Source organism: Thiofaba sp. EF100 (assembly GCF_039822285.1).
In the GTDB taxonomy this organism is placed as follows: domain Bacteria; phylum Pseudomonadota; class Gammaproteobacteria; order Halothiobacillales; family Halothiobacillaceae; genus Thiofaba.
Genome location: NZ_JBAJEY010000005.1, coordinates 37,829 through 53,495, shown reverse-complemented (window position 1 = coordinate 53,495; position 15,667 = coordinate 37,829). Strand labels below are relative to the sequence as shown.

Sequence of the window (15,667 nt, the reverse complement as noted above, 5' to 3'; positions counted from 1 at the left end):
GTCAGCCCTGGCGTTTCCGGATCAGGCCGCGCAGGGCGAGACCGGCCAGTCCCAGGCCGGCCAACAGCCACAGCGGCCACTCGCCCCAGCGCACGAAGGGGGTGGCCCCCTGCATGGGCGTGATCTCGCCGCGCAGCACGGCCTGCTCAAACTGGGGTGTGCGCGCCACCACCCGGCCGTGAGGGTCGATCAGGGCAGAGATACCGGTGTTGGTGGCGCGGGCCATCCAACGGCCGCTCTCCAGGCTGCGCATCGCGGCGATTTGCAGGTGCTGATGCGGTGCGAGCGAGTCGCCGAACCAGGCGTCGTTGCTGGCGTTAATGAGGAAGCTCGCTTGCGGCAGGGCGAGGCGGATCTCGCGCGAGAGCGCGGCCTCGTAGCAGATCGAGGCGCCCGCAGGGTGGCCGGCCAGCTGGAGGAGGGGCTGCTCATCCGCCCCGGAGGTGAGGTCGGACATCGGCACCTGGATGAAGGCCTTGAAGGGCTCGATCAAAAAGCGCAGCGGCAGGAACTCGCCAAAGGCGACCAGGTGGCGCTTGTGGTAGCGCCCTCCGTCCACGGGCAGGGTGATCAGGGCGTTGTAGTAGTGGCCGAAGCGGTCTTCGTCGAACACCCCGGCGACGATCTGGACACCGTGCTCGCGGGCCCTGTCCTGCATCTCGATCAGGAAGGGGGCGGCCTGTGACACAAGGTCCGGCACCGCCGTCTCCGGCCACAGGATCAGCCTGGCATCCTTGTTCGCCTCGGTGAGCGAGCGGTAGGTCGCCAGGGTGGCCTCGAAGCGCTCGGGGTCGAACTTGCGCGCCTGTTCCACATTGCCCTGCACGATCGCCACCGACACCGGCTCGCCGGCAGGCTGAACCCAGGCGATCTGTCCAAGCGCGAATCCCAGGCCCCACACCCCGGTCAGCAGCGGCAGGGCGATGCGGGCCGTGCGGCGCTTAAGCAAGCCGACGAGTGCGGCCGCGCTCAGCACCACGGCAAGGCCCATGCTGTACTCGCCCAGCAGCGGGCCGTAGCCTGCGAGGGGCGTGGCCAGCATGCTCGCGCCGAGGTTCAGCCAGGGGAAGCCGCCGAGGAAGATGCCGCGCACAAGCTCCAGCAGCACCCAGGCCAGCGGCAGGGCGAGGAACAGGCGCCTGGCCGTGCCGGGCGCGCTCAGCCGTGCGGCGAGCTCGCCCGCAAGGGCCGGGAAGGCCGCCGCCACGGCGACGAAGAGGAAGGTGATGAGGCCCGCGACCGGGGCGATGGCGTCGCCGAACAGGTGGAGGCTGTTGTAGACCCAGCTCACCCCCACGCCGAACTGACCGAGGCCGAAGGCGTAGCCCATCCAGCGCGCCTCGCGTGGCGTGGCCCCCTGCCAGAGCCAGAGCAGTCCTGCGGAGGCGAGGATGGCGATAGGCCACAGATCGAAGGGGGAGAAGGCCAGCGGCAGGACTGCGCCGAGCAGGAGGGCGAGGAGGCGGGCGGTCCAGGGGGAGAGGCGTGGCATGATGGGAGATGGGGTGAGGTGGCCGGGGGCTCAATGATTCGGGGGGATCACAGCGGCACGTGGGCTTTCAGTAGGAGGCCCGCCCTCGGGCCGATGGGCCTTTCGGCCCTTCATCGCGGCGAGGGCGCCGCTCCCACGGGGATGCGATGGGGCTGTAGGAGCCGCGTGTCGCGGAGATGATTTTGGCGCATCAACGCAACTCAGCGCCTTATCCCTCTTCCTGCCCCTCCGCGGGCTGGATGCGCGTCACCCGCAGGCGGTGCAGGCGGCGGCTGTCGGCGCTGACCACGCGGAACTCGAAGCCGTCCAACTCGATGCGTTCGTCCTTCTGCGGCAGATGACCGAGGGTGTGGGTGACCAGCCCGCCGACGGTGTCGAAGTCCGTATCGGGCAGGTGGGCGCCCACGGTCTCGTTGAACTCCTCGATCGGGGTGAGGGCATGGATGATGTAACGGTCTTGCCCCGCGGCGCGGATGTGGACATCCTCCTCCACGTCGTATTCGTCTTCGATGTTGCCGACGATCTGCTCGAGGATGTCCTCGATGGTGATCAGGCCGGCCACGCCGCCGTACTCGTCAATGACCACGGTCATATGGTTGCGTGAGGCCCGAAGCTCGGCCAGCAGGGCATCCACGCGCTTGCTCTCCGGCACGAAAAGCACCGGGCGCAGGTGAGGCGTGATGTCGAAGGGGGCGTCATGCTCGGCTTCATCCTGACCGTTGCCCTTCAGCGGGAGAGCGCGTAGCAGGTCCTTGACCAGCAGGATGCCGACGACCTCGTCACGGTCTTCGCCGATCACCGGATAACGGGAGTGGCCCGAAGCCAGGACCTGGCGCAGGATGTCCTCGAAGGGGGCGTCCAGCTCGATCACGTCCATCTGGCCGCGGGGGATCATGATGTCGCGCGCACGCAGATCGTGCAGTTCGAGCACGCCCTCCATCATGGCCAGGGCGGTCGAATCGAATAGGCCGCGCTCCTGCGCGGTCTCGAGGGTTTCGATCAGGTCTTCCCGATTGCGGGGTTCGCCGCCAAGCAGCTGGGCAATCCGGTCAAGCCAACTTCGAGGTTGGCCTGCGTTTTCACTGGGTGAGGAATCGTCCATTAGTCGTCAATGGGTTGGTAGGGGTCGGGGTAGCCGAGTCTGGCGAGGATGTGTGTCTCCAGCGTTTCCATCTCCACCGCCTCCTCCTCGGTCTCATGATCGTAGCCCAAGAGATGCAGCACGCCATGCACGGTAAGGTGGGCGTAATGGGCCTCCAGCGGCTTGCCCTGCTCCGCGGCCTCGCGCGCGACCACCTCGGGGCAGATCACGATGTCGCCGATGTACGGGATGCCGCTCTCCAGCGGGAATTCGAGCGGGAAGGACAGCACGTTGGTGGCGTAAGCCTTGCCGCAGTACTGCTGGTTCAGGGCGGCCATTTCGGAGGCATCGGTCAGGCGCAGGGTCAGGCCGGTGGCGCGCTCGCCCAGGGCCTCGCGCACCCAGCGGGTGAAGGTGGTCTCGTCGGGCAGGCCGGCGGGGCCGGTCTCGGGGTACTGGATTTCGAGATCAAGCATGGATGTCAGCCTTCTCATAAGCCGCGACGATGCGCTTGACCAAGGGGTGACGGACCACGTCGCGGGCCTGGAAGAAGGTGAAGCTCACCCCGTCCACGTCCTTGAGGATCTCGATCACGTGACGCAGGCCGGAGGTCTGTGCGCGCGGCAGGTCGATCTGGGTCACATCCCCGGTCACCACCGCACGCGAGCCGAAGCCGATGCGGGTGAGGAACATCTTCATCTGCTCGACCGTGGTGTTCTGCGCCTCGTCGAGGATGATGAACGCCTCGTTCAGGGTGCGGCCGCGCATGAAGGCCAGCGGCGCGACCTCGATCACGTTGCGCTCGATGTATTTCGCCACGCGTTCGAAACCAAACATCTCGTACAGGGCGTCGTACATCGGCCGCAGGTAGGGGTCGATCTTCTGTGCCATGTCGCCGGGCAGAAAGCCCAGCCGCTCGCCGGCCTCGACTGCCGGGCGCACCAGCACGATGCGGCGCACCTCTTCCTTCTCCAGCGCCTCGACTGCGGAGGCCACCGCAAGATAGGTCTTGCCGGTGCCGGCGGGGCCGATGCCGAAGGACAGGTCGTGGGTGCGGATGTCGCGCAGGTAGCGCACCTGGTTGGCGCCGCGCCCGCGGATAAGGCTGCGCGGGGTGCGGATGGAAAACTCCTCGGGCAGGGCCTCCTCCGGCGCGCTCTCGGCCTCATCACCAAACCCGCTCTCGACCAGGGCGAGATGCACGGCGCTGCTGTTGAGCACGGCGTGCTCGGTCTGGGTGTACAGGTCGTGCAGGAGCTTGACGGCCGTGGCAGCGGCATCCTCCGGGCCGATGACCTGGAACTGGAAGCCGCGGTTGTTGATCTCGACGCCCAGGCGGCGTTCGATCATGCGCAGGTGACCATCGAGCTGGCCGCAGAGGTTGGCAAGGCGGGTGTTGTCCTCGGGGGTGAGGAGAAAGGCGCGGGTTTGCAGCAAGGGGCTCAAATTCGGCGTGACATGGAAGGGATGGTCACGATCATGGGCTGGGGAAGGGGAAATTTCAACCGGGGGCTGGGGTCGGAGACCATCCAGCCGATGTAACACTTGATCACCTTGAATCAGGCACCTTCCCTCCCCCTGGCGGGGGAGGGTTAGGGAGAGGGGGATTGGCTACGCCTCATCCCCCCCCTCCCCCTGCGAGGGGGAGGGGGGGGATTTCAGATGACTTCCCCGCGCAGCGAGTTGGGCAGCACCTCGGTAATGCGCACGTCGACGAACTGGCCGATCAGCCGCGCGCCGCCCTTGAAGTTCACCACACGGTTGTTCTCGGTACGACCCATCAGCTCCTGCTCGTCCTTGCGCGAGGGGCCTTCGACCAGGATGCGCTGGGTGGTGCCGAGCATGGCCTCGCTGATCGCGCGGGCCTGGCTGTTGATCAGCTCCTGCAGGCGGTAGAGGCGCTCCTTCTTCACTTCGAGCGGGGTGTCGTCCGGCAGGCTCGCCGCCGGGGTGCCGGGGCGGGCGCTGTAAATGAAGCTGAAGGACTGGTCGAAGCCGACCTCGCGGATCAGTTTCATCGTCGCCTCGAAGTCGGCCTCCGTCTCGCCGGGGAAGCCGACGATGAAGTCGGAAGAAATGCTGATCCCCGGCCGGGCCTCCTTGAGGCGGCGGATCTTGGCCTTGTATTCGAGCGCGGTGTGGCCGCGCTTCATCGCCGCGAGGATGCGGTCGGAGCCGGACTGCACCGGCAGGTGCAGGAAGCTCGCAAGCTTGGGCACGGTGCGGTAGGCCTCGATCAGCCGGTCGGTGAACTCCACCGGGTGCGAGGTGGTGAAGCGGATGCGCTCGATGCCATCGATGGCGGCCACGTATTCGATCAAAAGGGCCAGGTCGGCGACGCCGCCGTCGTGCATCGTGCCGCGGTAGGCGTTGACGTTCTGGCCCAGCAGGTTGATCTCACGCACACCCTGGGCGGCGAGCTGGGCACATTCGGCCAGCACGTCGTCGAACGGACGGGAGACCTCCTCGCCACGGGTGTAGGGCACCACGCAGAAGGTGCAGTACTTGGAGCAGCCCTCCATGATCGAGACAAAGGCGGTCGGCCCCTCCGCGCGCGGCTCGGGCAGGCGGTCGAACTTCTCGATCTCGGGGAAGGAGATGTCCACCACCGGCTGGCCGGAGGTTCTCACCTCGCGGATCATCTCCGGCAGGCGGTGCAGGGTCTGCGGGCCGAACACCACATCCACGAACGGCGCGCGCTCACGCAGCGCCTCGCCCTCCTGGCTGGCTACACAGCCGCCCACGCCGATCACGAGCTCCGGCCTGGCGCGCTTGAGCTCCTTCCACTGGCCGAGCTGGGAGAACACCTTCTCCTGCGCCTTCTCACGGATGGAGCAGGTGTTGAGCAGGATCACGTCCGCCTCGTCCGGGGTCTGCGCCAGCTCCATGCCCTCGCAGGCATGCAGCACATCGCCCATCTTCTGGCTGTCGTACTCGTTCATCTGGCAGCCCCAGGTCTTGATGTAGACCTTCTTGGGCGCGGCGGGGGAGGCGGTTTGGTCGCGATTCATGGAGGTTAACCAGTCGCAGTGGATGAAGGGGCGGCATTCTAAGCCCTTGATCCCGCGAAGGCTATGGGGCAGGGCCATCGCATGAACGTGCGCCATCGGTCTGGGGGGCTGCGTAGCAGCGGCGCCCTCGCCGCGACTTGGCCATTGAGCATGGGTTTATCGGCCCGCGGGCGGGCCTCCTACAGCCCAAGGCAGATCCGCAGTCCGGATTCCGCCGCGCAAGAACCTTAGTTCAAATGGGCAGGGCGAGGCCTGTGTCCTCGTAGATGTCCTCCAGCGAAAGGGCGGCCTGGATGGGGGGGCAGTCGATGATCAGCACCTCGCCGCCCTCGAGCATGGCCACCTGCCAGCCGCCATCCTCCGCGCGGCTGTACACCTCCACCTCCGCCTGGTCCGAGTTCACCACCAGGTAGTACTTGAGGGAAGACATGTCGCGGTAGGTGCGCCATTTCTCCCGCCGGTCGATGGTGGCAGTCGAGGGCGAGAGCACCTCGACGATCAGGCAGGGGCGCTCCTTGTAGTAGGGATGGTCGTCGCTCGGGTCGCAGACCAGCATCACGTCCGGGTAGTAGAAGATATTGGAGCTGCGCTCGCGCACCTTCATGTCGGCCATGAACACGCCGCAGGGCTTGCCGCGCGTGACACTGCGAAGATGAAAGGCAATGTTGAGGGTGATGCGGTTATGCCGCTCACTCGCCCCGGCCATGGCATAGATGCGGCCATCGAGGTACTCGTGCTTGACCTTGGCGAGCTCTTCTTCGCGCAGGTACTCGTCGGGGCTAAGGCGTTCGACGCGGAGTGGATGACCCATGAGGTGCCTCCTTCAAATGCGATGAGCCAACCATACCATGCCAAAGGGCGGCCGGAGCCGCCCTCGCATGAGCCTCCCTTGCTAGGTTATCGCTTGGCCGGCGTCGTGGGTGTGGCCGCAGCGGCCGGGGCCTTGACCGTGACCATGGGCTTGAGCTTTTCCACCATCTTCGGGCCGATGCCGTCGACCTTCTCCAGGTCCTCGACCTTCTGGAAGGGGCCGTGCTTGGTGCGGTAGTCGATGATGGCCTGCGCCTTGGCGGGGCCGATGCCATTGAGGCTCTCCAGCTGGGCGGCGGTGGCGTTATTGATATCGAGCGGGTCGGCAGCCAAGGCGGTCAGGGGGCTGAGGGCCAAGGCGAGGACAAAGGGACGAAAAAGCGACTTGATCATCCTGAAGCTCCTTGTGCGTTGCATGGCTGGGCGAGATTGCCGAGCCATGCTCCTTATTAGCGCATGCCAAGCGGTTGATCTATAGGAAAAATCCAAGAAAACGCATTTTTGTCGCTCGCAAGGGGATCGCTTATTTGGCGATGCCCAGAAACACGGCCAAGGCGCGTTCGACTTCGATCATCGTGCCTTCATCAATACTTCCGAAGGGGGCGTCAACCTTGGTTCGGGCCAGTGTGAACGGCTTGTCGACCATCACCTGCGAGGGCTTGTGGAGTCCATTGCCATCGGAGGGGGGCAGGTTGATTCTGAAGAGCGGGGTGTCGCGCAGTTCGCTGGTGATGGGGAGAACCACCACCGAAGGGTGTAGGCTGAATAGATCGGACTGGATGAGCAAGGCCGGCCGCGGTTTACCGTAATCCCCTGGGAGTGACACGGTGACCAGGTCGCCACGTTTCATGTCCAGCCTTCCGTGTCCGTGCCCAACTCGATCCAGCCGAGGATGTCCGATTCATTGGAGTCGCCATGCAGCATGCGCGACTGACGGAGGCACTCTTCAGCAAAGCCCGGCCGGCGCGTATCGGGCACCCAAATCTGAATGGGGCGCAATCCCGCCTGGCGAAGGATCTGGCGGCGCTTCTGTACGCGTTCGTTGACGGGGATGGCCATGAGTGACTCCAGAAGGGTTGCATGTAACGCACAATCTAGCAGAGGGAGAGTAACATGCAACGTCTGGGGTATGACTCTTACTCCACCGTCACCGACTTGGCCAGGTTGCGCGGCTTGTCCACATCCGTGCCGCGCAGCACGGCCACGTGGTAGGCGAGCAGCTGGAGCGGGATGTTGAAGATGATCGGTGCGCTGATGCGTCCGACATTGGAGGTGACCGGCACCACGTGGATGCCCTCCGAGGGCTCCACGTCCGCCGTCTCGTCCTCGAACACGAACAGCTCGCCGCCGCGCGCGCGCACCTCCTCGAGGTTGGACTTGAGCTTGGCCAGAAGGTCGTCCTTCGGGGCGATGGCGATCACCGGCATGGACTCGTCCACCAGCGCCAGCGGGCCATGCTTGAGCTCTCCTGCGGGGTAGGCCTCGGCGTGGATGTAGGAGATTTCTTTGAGCTTGAGCGCCCCCTCCATGGCGATGGGGTACATGGCCCCGCGGCCAAGGAACAGGGCGTGCTGCTTGTGTACCAGCCGCTCCGCAAGGGCGAGGATGCGTCCCTCCTGCGCCAGGGCCTCGGCGATCTTGCCCGGGATGCGGGAGAGCCCCTGCACGATGCGTGCCTCCTGGGGCTCGCCCAGCCGCCCCTGCGCCTTGCCGATGGACACCAGCAACAACGCCAGGGCAATCAGCTGGGTGGTGAAGGCCTTGGTCGAGGCCACGCCGATCTCCGGCCCGGCCTGGGTCATGAACACCAGACCGGATTCACGGACCAGCGAAGATTCAGGCACATTGCAGATCGTCAACGTGGCCATGTCAGGGCGACGTGCCTTGACGTTCATCAACGCGGCCAGGGTGTCGGCCGTCTCGCCGGACTGCGAGAGCGTCACGAAGAGCGAATCGTCCTCGAGCACCGGATTGCGGTAACGAAACTCGCTTGCCACCTCCACATGACAGGGCAGGCCAAGGATGTCCTCGAACCAGTAGCGAGCCGTGAGTCCGGCATGGAAGCTCGTGCCGCAGGCGATGATCTGCACGCGCCGAATCCGCTGGAAGATGGCCGTCGAACCGGCGCCAAAAATGCCCTCGAGCACACGCTCCCCGGCAATCCGCCCCTCAAGGGTGTCGGCCACCGCACGCGGCTGCTCGAAGATCTCCTTCTGCATGAAATGCCGGTAGGGCCCCTTCTCGGCGGCATCGGGGCTTTGGCTGGAGAGTTTCACCGGGCGCTCGACCCGTTGGCCCTGCGCATCGAAGATCGTAACCGCGCCGCGGTGCAACTCGGCCACATCCCCATCTTCGAGAAAGATGAAACGTTGGGTCACCGGCAGCAAGGCCGCCACGTCCGAGGCAATGAAGTTCTCGCCAATGCCGAGGCCGATCACCAGCGGGCTGCCCTTGCGCGCGGCGATCAGGCGGTCCGGTTCATCCACAGCGATCACCCCCAGGGCATAGGCTCCCTCGAAGTCCGCCACGGCCTGCTGCACGGCTTCAAGCAGATCGCCCGTCTCGCGCAGGCGATGCTCGATCCAGTGCGCCGCCACTTCGGTGTCAGTCTCGGAGGTGAAGGTGTAACCGAGCTCCGTTAGCTTTGCACGCAGCTTCGCATGGTTCTCGATGATGCCGTTGTGGACGATGGCCACCCGGTCGCAGGAGATATGCGGGTGGGCATTGCGCTCCGCCGGCGCCCCGTGGGTAGCCCAGCGGGTGTGGGCGATGCCGAGGGGGCCGCTGACGGGCCGCTGGTCGATGCCGGCCGCCAGGTGCTCCACCTTGCCGAGTGCCCGTCGCCGATCGAGGCGGCCGTTGCTTCCGAGTACCACCAGACCCGCCGAGTCATAGCCGCGGTACTCCAGTCGCCGCAGCCCCTCCAGCAGGATGGGGGTGACATTACGTTCCGCGATGGCGCCGACAATTCCGCACATGATGGGCAATCAGGAGAGATTAAAGGGACATGATAGCTGAATGCGAAGAGGGGGATGTCTCGAGACGCCCTCGACGTTTAGCTGAAGACTTCGGCTTCCATCAGTGAAATCCCCAATCGGTCTTTAGCCGAAAGAAGGGGCGGGGCGTCCAGCGGCCACTCGATGCCGATGGTCGGATCATCCCAGGCGATGCAGCGTTCGTGTTCGGGAGCGTAGTAGTCGGTGGTCTTGTAGAGGAAGTCGGCGTTCTCGCTCAGGACGAGAAAGCCATGCGCAAACCCCGCCGGTATCCAAAGCTGACGGTGGTTGTCTTCGGAGAGCTCGATCCCAACCCACCGGCCGAAGGTCGGGGAGGACTTGCGTACATCGACGGCCACGTCAAAAACCATGCCGCGCACGACGCGCACGAGCTTCCCCTGCGGTTGCTGTAGCTGGTAGTGCAGTCCGCGCAGTACGCCTTTGACGGAGCGCGAGTGGTTGTCCTGAACGAACTGGATATCAAGGCCTGTCGCCTCGCCGAAGGTCCTTGCGTTGTAGCTCTCCATGAAGAAACCGCGAGAGTCGCCGAAGACCTTCGGCTCCAGGATGAGCACCTCGGGGATGGCGGTTGGAATCACCTTCATCAGAATACCCGCTCGGTCAAAAGGCGCAGCAGGTACTGGCCGTAACCACTTTTAGCCAGCGGCTGGGCCAGCTGCTCCAGGTCCTCATCGGTAATCCACTTATGCCGCCAGGCGATCTCTTCCGGGCAAGCGATCTTGAGCCCTTGCCGTTTCTCCAAGGTCTGGATGAACAGGCTAGCCTCAAGGAGCGAGTCATGGGTGCCGGTGTCGAGCCAGGCATCCCCGCGCCCCATGAGCTGCACATCTAGCCGGCCCTGCTCGAGGTAGAGGCGATTGATGTCGGTGATCTCGAGCTCGCCCCGCGGGGAGGGTTTGAGCTCGCGTGCCATGTCAACAACCGCCTGATCGTAGAAGTACAGGCCGGTGACCGCATAGCGGCTCTTCGGCCTCGCGGGTTTTTCCTCGAGGCTGATGGCCCTCCCCTCGGTATCGAATTCCACGACGCCATAGCGCTCCGGGTCGTGCACCGGGTAGGCGAAGACGGTGGCGCCATTGCGATGTTGGTTGGCGGCCTTGAGACGACTCTGAAGATCATGGCCATAAAAGATGTTGTCACCGAGAACCAGCGTCGAGGGCGCACTGCCGAGGAAATCTGCGCCGATGACGAAGGCCTGGGCCAGGCCGTCCGGCGACGGCTGGACGGCGTACTCGAGATGGATGCCCCACTGGCTGCCATCGCCGAGCAGCTGCGCGAAGCGCGGTGTGTCCTGCGGAGTGGAGATGATCAGGATGTCGCGGATACCGGCAAGCAGCAGGGTGCTCAGCGGGTAGTAGATCATGGGTTTATCGTACACCGGCATGAGTTGCTTGCTCACCGCGAGGGTGACGGGATGCAGGCGGGTGCCGGAGCCGCCGGCAAGGATGATGCCTTTCCTTTGGGTCATGTCAGGGTTCCAGGATTTCATGCAGCATGCGTTCCACGCCGACCGTCCAGTGGGGCAGGGTCAGGTCGAAGGTGGCGGTTAGCTTGGACGTGTCCAGACGGGAGTTGTGTGGCCGTGTCGCCGGGGTAGGGTAGTCTCGGGTCAGAATCGGGTTGATTTCCCCTACCTTGAGTGACTGCCCGAGGGCGCGTGCCTGCTCGATCACGTAGGTGGCGTAGCCGTGCCAAGTCGTCTCCCCTCTGGCGGCCAGATGGTAGAGGCCCTCAAGCTCAGGTCGCATGAGCGTGGCACGGAGGGCATGGGCGGTGACATCCGCGATCAGTTCCGCCCCAGTCGGGGCACCATGCTGGTCGTCGATCACCGTCAGACGCTCGCGCTCGGCTGCAAGGCGCAGCATGGTTCGGGCGAAATTATGGCCGCGCGCGGCGTACACCCAACTGGTGCGGAAGACCAGGTGCCGGCAACCACTTGCAAGGATCGCTTGTTCGCCCTCGAGCTTGGTCCGTCCGTAGACGGAGAGCGGGGCAGGGGTGTCGTATTCACGCCATGGCCTGCTGCCCGAGCCGTCGAAGACATAGTCGGTGGAGTAGTGCACAAGCAGGGCATTGATTTTGAAGGCCTCGGTTGCCAACACGCCAACTGTCTTTGCGTTAATTAGTCGTGCCCGCTCTGCATCGTTTTCGGCCCTGTCTACTGCGGTGTAAGCGGCCGCATTGACGATCACATCAGGGGCCAGTTCCCGCACCGTAAGGGCAAGATCATCTGGCCGGCTCAGATCACCGCATCGTCCGTCTGCGCCCTCGCGGCCCAGCGGGATGAGCTCGCCGAGCGGTGCCAGCGCGCGCTGGAGTTCCCAGCCGACCTGGCCGTTCTTGCCCAAAAGCAGGATTTTCATGCGCCGTACTGCATCAACGCCCAGTCACGGTAGGTGCCGCTGGTGATGTGCCGCACCCATTCCTGATGCTCAAGGTACCAGCGCACGGTCTTGCGGATGCCGGTCTCGAAGGTCTCAGCCGGCCTCCAGCCGAGCTCGCGCTCAATCTTCCGGGCGTCGATGGCATAGCGGCGGTCATGACCGGGGCGATCCCGCACGAAGGTAATCTGCTCAGTATACGAGCGGCCATCGGCACGGGGCTGCTCCTCATCCAGGATGACGCACAGGGTTTTCACCACATCCAGGTTGGTTTGCTCGTTCCAGCCGCCGATGTTGTAGACCTCCCCCACCGTGCCAGCCTCCAGTACACGGCGGATGGCGCTGCAGTGATCCTTCACATACAGCCAATCGCGGATCTGCTGCCCATCCCCATAGATGGGCAGAGGCTTGCCGGCCAGCGCGTTGTGGATGCAGAGCGGGATGAGCTTCTCCGGGAACTGGTAGGGGCCGTAATTGTTGGAGCAGTTGGTGGTCAGCACCGGCAGACCGTAGGTATGGTGGTAGGCCCGCACCAGGTGATCAGATGCCGCCTTGCTCGCCGAATACGGGCTATTGGGCGCGTAACGGCTCGCCTCAGTGAAAGGGGGATCATCCTTCTCAAGTGAGCCATACACCTCGTCCGTAGAGACGTGAAGAAAGCGGAACGCGGCCTTGTCCTCGTCGGCAAGCCCACTCCAGTAATGACGCGCGGCCTCCAGCAAGCGGAAGGTACCGACGATGTTGGTCTGGATGAAGTCCTCCGGTCCCGTAATGGAGCGGTCGACATGGCTCTCGGCTGCAAAGTTCACAATCGCGCGCGGGCAGTGCTCGGCCAGCAGCTGACTCACCAGGCCCTGGTCACCGATGTCCCCCTGCACGAAGTGATGGCGTGGGTCTTCCATCACCTCCTGCAGGGTTTCGAGATTGCCCGCGTAGGTCAGGCGGTCGAGGTTCACCACGGGCTCATCGCCAAGCGCAAGCAAGTCGAGCACATAGTTGCCGCCAATGAAGCCGGCTCCGCCGGTCACAAGGATGGACATGAGAGGCTGTGTTCTATCGAATGAATCAGGAAAGCCATCCTATGGCGTCAGGCACGGCATCACAAATGTGGAGTACGCCGTGGCTCAATAGGCATTTTTGTGCATGAAGCCCTTAATGATCGTGAGGGCGATGATCCGAAGGTCAAGCAGAAGCGACCAGTGCTCGATGTAATAAAGATCGTATTCAACCCGCTTCTGCATCTTCTCGAGGGTATCCGTTTCCCCACGGTAACCGTTGACCTGCGCCCAACCCGTGATGCCCGGCTTCACCTTATGGCGTTTCATGTAGTCGTCCACTAGATCCTTGAACTGCTCATTGTGCTCAATGGCATGAGGCCGGGGTCCAACGATCGACATGCGCCCCTGCAGGACATTGATGAACTGAGGTAGTTCGTCGAGGCTGGTGCGGCGCAGAAAGGCCCCGATCCGGGTGATGCGTGGATCATCCTTGCGCGCCTGGGTGAGCTGCCCCTGGGGCTCTTGATGGACGATCATGGTGCGGAATTTGTAAATGGTGATCTCCTGCCCATCCCAACCGTGACGCCGTTGCTTGAACAGCACCGGGCCGGGGGAGGATAGCTTCACCGTAAGGGCAATGGCGAGCATCAGGGGGCTGATCAGCAGGAGGATGATCAGTGCGAGCAGCCGATCCTCGATGGCCTTGACCAGCCGATTCATGCCCGTCATGGGGGTGGCCGACAGATCCAACATGGGCATGCCGACGATCTCGCTCACCCCGTGGTTGAGGAGGCGGAAGGTGAACATTCCCGGTACATAGCGGATATTGACCGTGCTGTGGCGAAGCCTGAACAGGAGCTCACGCACGCGATCTTCGTCCTTCAAAGGGAGCGTGATCCAGACCTCGTCAACACGATGGGCCTCCAAGTAAGGCTCGAGAGCTCCCATGTCGTGAAGAAATTGCAAACCTTCATAGGCGGGCACACCGGAAGCCCGGTCATCGAACAGGGCGATGGCATGGAAACCGGTCCAACTCGCGGACCGCACGCGCCGAATCAACTCCTGGGCAACCTCGGACTGCCCCACGAGCACCACGCGCTTGTGGTTTCTGCCATGCAGGCGCATCCAGCGCAGCACGAGGTACAGGGCCAGGCGTGCAATCAAGAGAAGCACGGACGTGGAGGCCGCCCAGGCCATGAGCCAGCTCCGGGAGAAGCTGTCCGATGCCTTCAGCAAGAAAAGCAGGCTCAACAGGGTCAGGAGAGTGATTGTCCAGCCCATCAACACCCGGCTGAACATCGATGCAAGATTGCCTCCACGCCAAGAGCGGTACACGCCGAGTCCGCTTAGGATGAAGATCAATAGCAGGGCGCCCGTGCTCATCAGCATCGAGTAGCCGGGGGGAGGGGGGAAGCCCTCTGTGCCAAAGCGCCACCCATAAGCAAGCCCTCCCCCGAGGAGAACCATCAAGAGATCCCCACCCTTGATGATTAATGAGAGGCTATCATGAGAAATTTTAAGGGTATGGCTAGGCATGGATGATGCACATGGCAATGAAGGTAAATTCCCGGGCATCCTGGGAGATCAGGATGCCCGTTTCCCGTTCGCACTAACACCCCGCCTGGTTTGCTGCTTCTGAGCTAGGCGGTCGCTCATCATAATCAGCAGTGCTATCCGTCAGCATCCCTAACACAAGCGCCATGCAGAACACGCCAAGACCTCGAACCCGCCGCATTGCCATTGTGCATGACTGGCTGATCACCTACGGAGGTGCGGAGCGTACGCTGAAGTCCATGCTGGAGTGTCTGCCAGAGGCAGACATTTTCACCATGGCTGACTTCCTGCCACCCCAGGATCGCGGTTTTCTCTCCGGGCGGAAAATCATCACCTCCCCCTTGCAGAACATGCCGGGGGCCAGGCGTCACTATCGGGCTTACCTGCCTCTGATGCCGCTTTGGGTCGAACAGTTCGACCTGTCTGGTTATGACCTGGTGATATCCAGCAGCCACGCTGTTGCGAAGGGGGTGTTGACCGGTCCGGATCAACTCCATCTCTGCTACATCTACTCCCCCATGCGCTATGCCTGGGATCTTCAGCATCAATACCTGCGAGAAACAGGCAAGGGGCGTGGGCTCAGGGGCTGGGTGGTCCGCTACATGCTTCATCGGCTGCGGCTTTGGGATGCTCGAACCGCAGCGGGTGTGGACCGTTTTGTTGCCATTTCGCATTTTGTGGGACGGAGGGTCGCCAAGGCCTACCGGCGAGAGAGCGAAGTGATCTATCCACCGGTGGATGTCGAGGCGTTCCGTCTGTGGGAAGGCAAGGAGGACTTCTACCTCACGGCCTCCCGGATGGTGCCCTACAAGCGCATCGACCTCATCGTCGATGCCTTCCGCCAGTTGCCGGATAAACGTCTGGTCGTCATCGGCGATGGTCCTGAAATGAAAAAAATTCGGGCCCTGGCGGGACCGAATGTGACGCTCTTGGGGTATCAACCGAGCCATGTATTGGTTGACTACCTGCAGCGGGCCAAGGCCTTCATCTTTGCTGCCGAGGAAGATTTTGGCATTGCCCCTCTGGAGGCGCAGGCCAGCGGCACGCCTGTCATCGCCTATGGCAAAGGGGGGGCGCTGGAAACCATCCACGGGCAAGGCGATGCACAGCCTACAGGGGTGTTTTTCCAAGAGCAGAGCGTGGAGAGCCTTCGCTCGGCCATTCGCTATTTTGAGACGCTGGAGATCCGTCCCGGCGCATGCCGGGAAAACGCGCTTCGTTTTAATGAGGATCGCTTCAAAGCGGAGTTTCTGGCACTTGTCGAACGTGAGTGGAGTGCCTTTCACGCGGGTTGGTGATGCTCATACCGGCCCTGACGTGCAG

The 15,667-nt window shown here is 63.5% G+C and carries 16 protein-coding genes; 1 reads left to right on the top strand and 15 read right to left on the bottom strand.

All coding sequences use genetic code 11. The features are described 5' to 3' along the window. Position 1 precedes the first annotated feature (1 nt). The 15 genes from lnt to V6D91_RS09155 all read right to left on the bottom strand — a co-directional run bounded on the left by lnt (position 2) and on the right by V6D91_RS09155 (position 14,326). Positions 2-1,492, bottom strand: coding sequence for an apolipoprotein N-acyltransferase (lnt, locus tag V6D91_RS09225; RefSeq protein WP_347319830.1), 1,491 nt, complete (start codon positions 1,490-1,492; stop codon positions 2-4). Between the two features lie 208 nt (positions 1,493-1,700). Next, positions 1,701-2,594, bottom strand: a complete 894-nt coding sequence (locus V6D91_RS09220; RefSeq protein ID WP_347319828.1) for a transporter associated domain-containing protein — start codon at positions 2,592-2,594, stop codon at positions 1,701-1,703. Continuing rightward, positions 2,594-3,049: an rRNA maturation RNase YbeY gene (gene ybeY / locus V6D91_RS09215; RefSeq protein WP_347319827.1), complete on the bottom strand. Its 456-nt coding sequence runs from the start codon at positions 3,047-3,049 to the stop codon at positions 2,594-2,596. The genes V6D91_RS09220 and ybeY overlap by 1 nt, the downstream gene beginning before the upstream one ends. Continuing rightward, complete coding sequence (locus V6D91_RS09210; protein ID WP_347319825.1) at positions 3,042-4,010, bottom strand: PhoH family protein; 969 nt, start codon at positions 4,008-4,010, stop codon at positions 3,042-3,044. The genes ybeY and V6D91_RS09210 overlap by 8 nt, the downstream gene beginning before the upstream one ends. A gap of 221 nt (positions 4,011-4,231) precedes the next feature. Continuing rightward, positions 4,232-5,584 carry a tRNA (N6-isopentenyl adenosine(37)-C2)-methylthiotransferase MiaB gene (gene miaB, locus V6D91_RS09205; RefSeq protein ID WP_347319823.1) on the bottom strand — a complete coding sequence of 451 codons (1,353 nt, stop codon included), beginning with the start codon at positions 5,582-5,584 and terminating at the stop codon, positions 4,232-4,234. A gap of 232 nt (positions 5,585-5,816) precedes the next feature. Then, positions 5,817-6,395: a Uma2 family endonuclease gene (locus V6D91_RS09200; protein WP_347319821.1), complete on the bottom strand. Its 579-nt coding sequence runs from the start codon at positions 6,393-6,395 to the stop codon at positions 5,817-5,819. A gap of 86 nt (positions 6,396-6,481) precedes the next feature. Then, positions 6,482-6,787, bottom strand: a complete 306-nt coding sequence (locus V6D91_RS09195; protein ID WP_347319819.1) for a ComEA family DNA-binding protein — start codon at positions 6,785-6,787, stop codon at positions 6,482-6,484. 130 nt (positions 6,788-6,917) lie between these two features. Further along, a complete protein-coding gene (locus tag V6D91_RS09190; RefSeq protein WP_347319817.1) occupies positions 6,918-7,244 on the bottom strand; it encodes a type II toxin-antitoxin system PemK/MazF family toxin in 327 nt (108 codons plus the stop codon). Further along, on the bottom strand, positions 7,241-7,453 hold the full coding sequence (locus V6D91_RS09185; RefSeq protein ID WP_347319816.1) for an antitoxin MazE family protein: 213 nt from the start codon (positions 7,451-7,453) through the stop codon (positions 7,241-7,243). The genes V6D91_RS09190 and V6D91_RS09185 overlap by 4 nt, the downstream gene beginning before the upstream one ends. A gap of 77 nt (positions 7,454-7,530) precedes the next feature. Next, positions 7,531-9,372: a glutamine--fructose-6-phosphate transaminase (isomerizing) gene (gene glmS / locus V6D91_RS09180; RefSeq protein WP_347319814.1), complete on the bottom strand. Its 1,842-nt coding sequence runs from the start codon at positions 9,370-9,372 to the stop codon at positions 7,531-7,533. Positions 9,373-9,449: 77 nt separating this feature from the next. Further along, on the bottom strand, positions 9,450-9,995 hold the full coding sequence (gene rfbC, locus V6D91_RS09175; RefSeq protein ID WP_347319812.1) for a dTDP-4-dehydrorhamnose 3,5-epimerase: 546 nt from the start codon (positions 9,993-9,995) through the stop codon (positions 9,450-9,452). Next, a complete protein-coding gene (rfbA, locus tag V6D91_RS09170; protein WP_347319810.1) occupies positions 9,995-10,879 on the bottom strand; it encodes a glucose-1-phosphate thymidylyltransferase RfbA in 885 nt (294 codons plus the stop codon). The genes rfbC and rfbA overlap by 1 nt, the downstream gene beginning before the upstream one ends. A gap of 1 nt (position 10,880) precedes the next feature. Beyond that, positions 10,881-11,774, bottom strand: coding sequence for a dTDP-4-dehydrorhamnose reductase (gene rfbD, locus V6D91_RS09165; protein WP_347319808.1), 894 nt, complete (start codon positions 11,772-11,774; stop codon positions 10,881-10,883). Beyond that, positions 11,771-12,832: a dTDP-glucose 4,6-dehydratase gene (gene rfbB / locus V6D91_RS09160; RefSeq protein ID WP_347319806.1), complete on the bottom strand. Its 1,062-nt coding sequence runs from the start codon at positions 12,830-12,832 to the stop codon at positions 11,771-11,773. Before rfbB ends, rfbD begins: the two co-directional genes overlap by 4 nt. Positions 12,833-12,916: 84 nt before the next feature. After that, the gene (locus V6D91_RS09155) at positions 12,917-14,326 is read right to left on the bottom strand and encodes an undecaprenyl-phosphate glucose phosphotransferase (RefSeq protein WP_347319804.1); all 1,410 of its coding nucleotides are present in this window, start codon (positions 14,324-14,326) and stop codon (positions 12,917-12,919) included. 164 nt (positions 14,327-14,490) lie between these two features. On the opposite strand from V6D91_RS09155, the gene V6D91_RS09150 reads away from it, so the two are divergent. Next, entirely contained in the window at positions 14,491-15,642 is a 1,152-nt protein-coding gene (locus tag V6D91_RS09150; protein ID WP_347319802.1) for a glycosyltransferase family 4 protein, read from the top strand. The last annotated feature ends 25 nt before the right edge of the window (positions 15,643-15,667 follow it).

Bases quoted from the DNA above. Each gene is read 5' to 3' on its own strand.
- V6D91_RS09150 (WP_347319802.1), top strand. From the start codon at position 14,491: ATGCAGAACACGCCAAGACCTCGAACCCGCCGCATTGCCATTGTGCAT.
- rfbD (WP_347319808.1), bottom strand. From the start codon at position 11,774: ATGAAAATCCTGCTTTTGGGCAAGAACGGCCAGGTCGGCTGGGAACTC.
- V6D91_RS09155 (WP_347319804.1), bottom strand. From the start codon at position 14,326: ATGCCTAGCCATACCCTTAAAATTTCTCATGATAGCCTCTCATTAATC.
- miaB (WP_347319823.1), bottom strand. From the start codon at position 5,584: ATGAATCGCGACCAAACCGCCTCCCCCGCCGCGCCCAAGAAGGTCTAC.
- V6D91_RS09190 (WP_347319817.1), bottom strand. From the start codon at position 7,244: ATGAAACGTGGCGACCTGGTCACCGTGTCACTCCCAGGGGATTACGGT.
- ybeY (WP_347319827.1), bottom strand. From the start codon at position 3,049: ATGCTTGATCTCGAAATCCAGTACCCCGAGACCGGCCCCGCCGGCCTG.
- V6D91_RS09200 (WP_347319821.1), bottom strand. From the start codon at position 6,395: ATGGGTCATCCACTCCGCGTCGAACGCCTTAGCCCCGACGAGTACCTG.
- V6D91_RS09220 (WP_347319828.1), bottom strand. From the start codon at position 2,594: ATGGACGATTCCTCACCCAGTGAAAACGCAGGCCAACCTCGAAGTTGG.
- rfbC (WP_347319812.1), bottom strand. From the start codon at position 9,995: ATGAAGGTGATTCCAACCGCCATCCCCGAGGTGCTCATCCTGGAGCCG.
- rfbB (WP_347319806.1), bottom strand. From the start codon at position 12,832: ATGTCCATCCTTGTGACCGGCGGAGCCGGCTTCATTGGCGGCAACTAT.
- rfbA (WP_347319810.1), bottom strand. From the start codon at position 10,879: ATGACCCAAAGGAAAGGCATCATCCTTGCCGGCGGCTCCGGCACCCGC.
- V6D91_RS09185 (WP_347319816.1), bottom strand. From the start codon at position 7,453: ATGGCCATCCCCGTCAACGAACGCGTACAGAAGCGCCGCCAGATCCTT.
- lnt (WP_347319830.1), bottom strand. From the start codon at position 1,492: ATGCCACGCCTCTCCCCCTGGACCGCCCGCCTCCTCGCCCTCCTGCTC.
- V6D91_RS09195 (WP_347319819.1), bottom strand. From the start codon at position 6,787: ATGATCAAGTCGCTTTTTCGTCCCTTTGTCCTCGCCTTGGCCCTCAGC.
- glmS (WP_347319814.1), bottom strand. From the start codon at position 9,372: ATGTGCGGAATTGTCGGCGCCATCGCGGAACGTAATGTCACCCCCATC.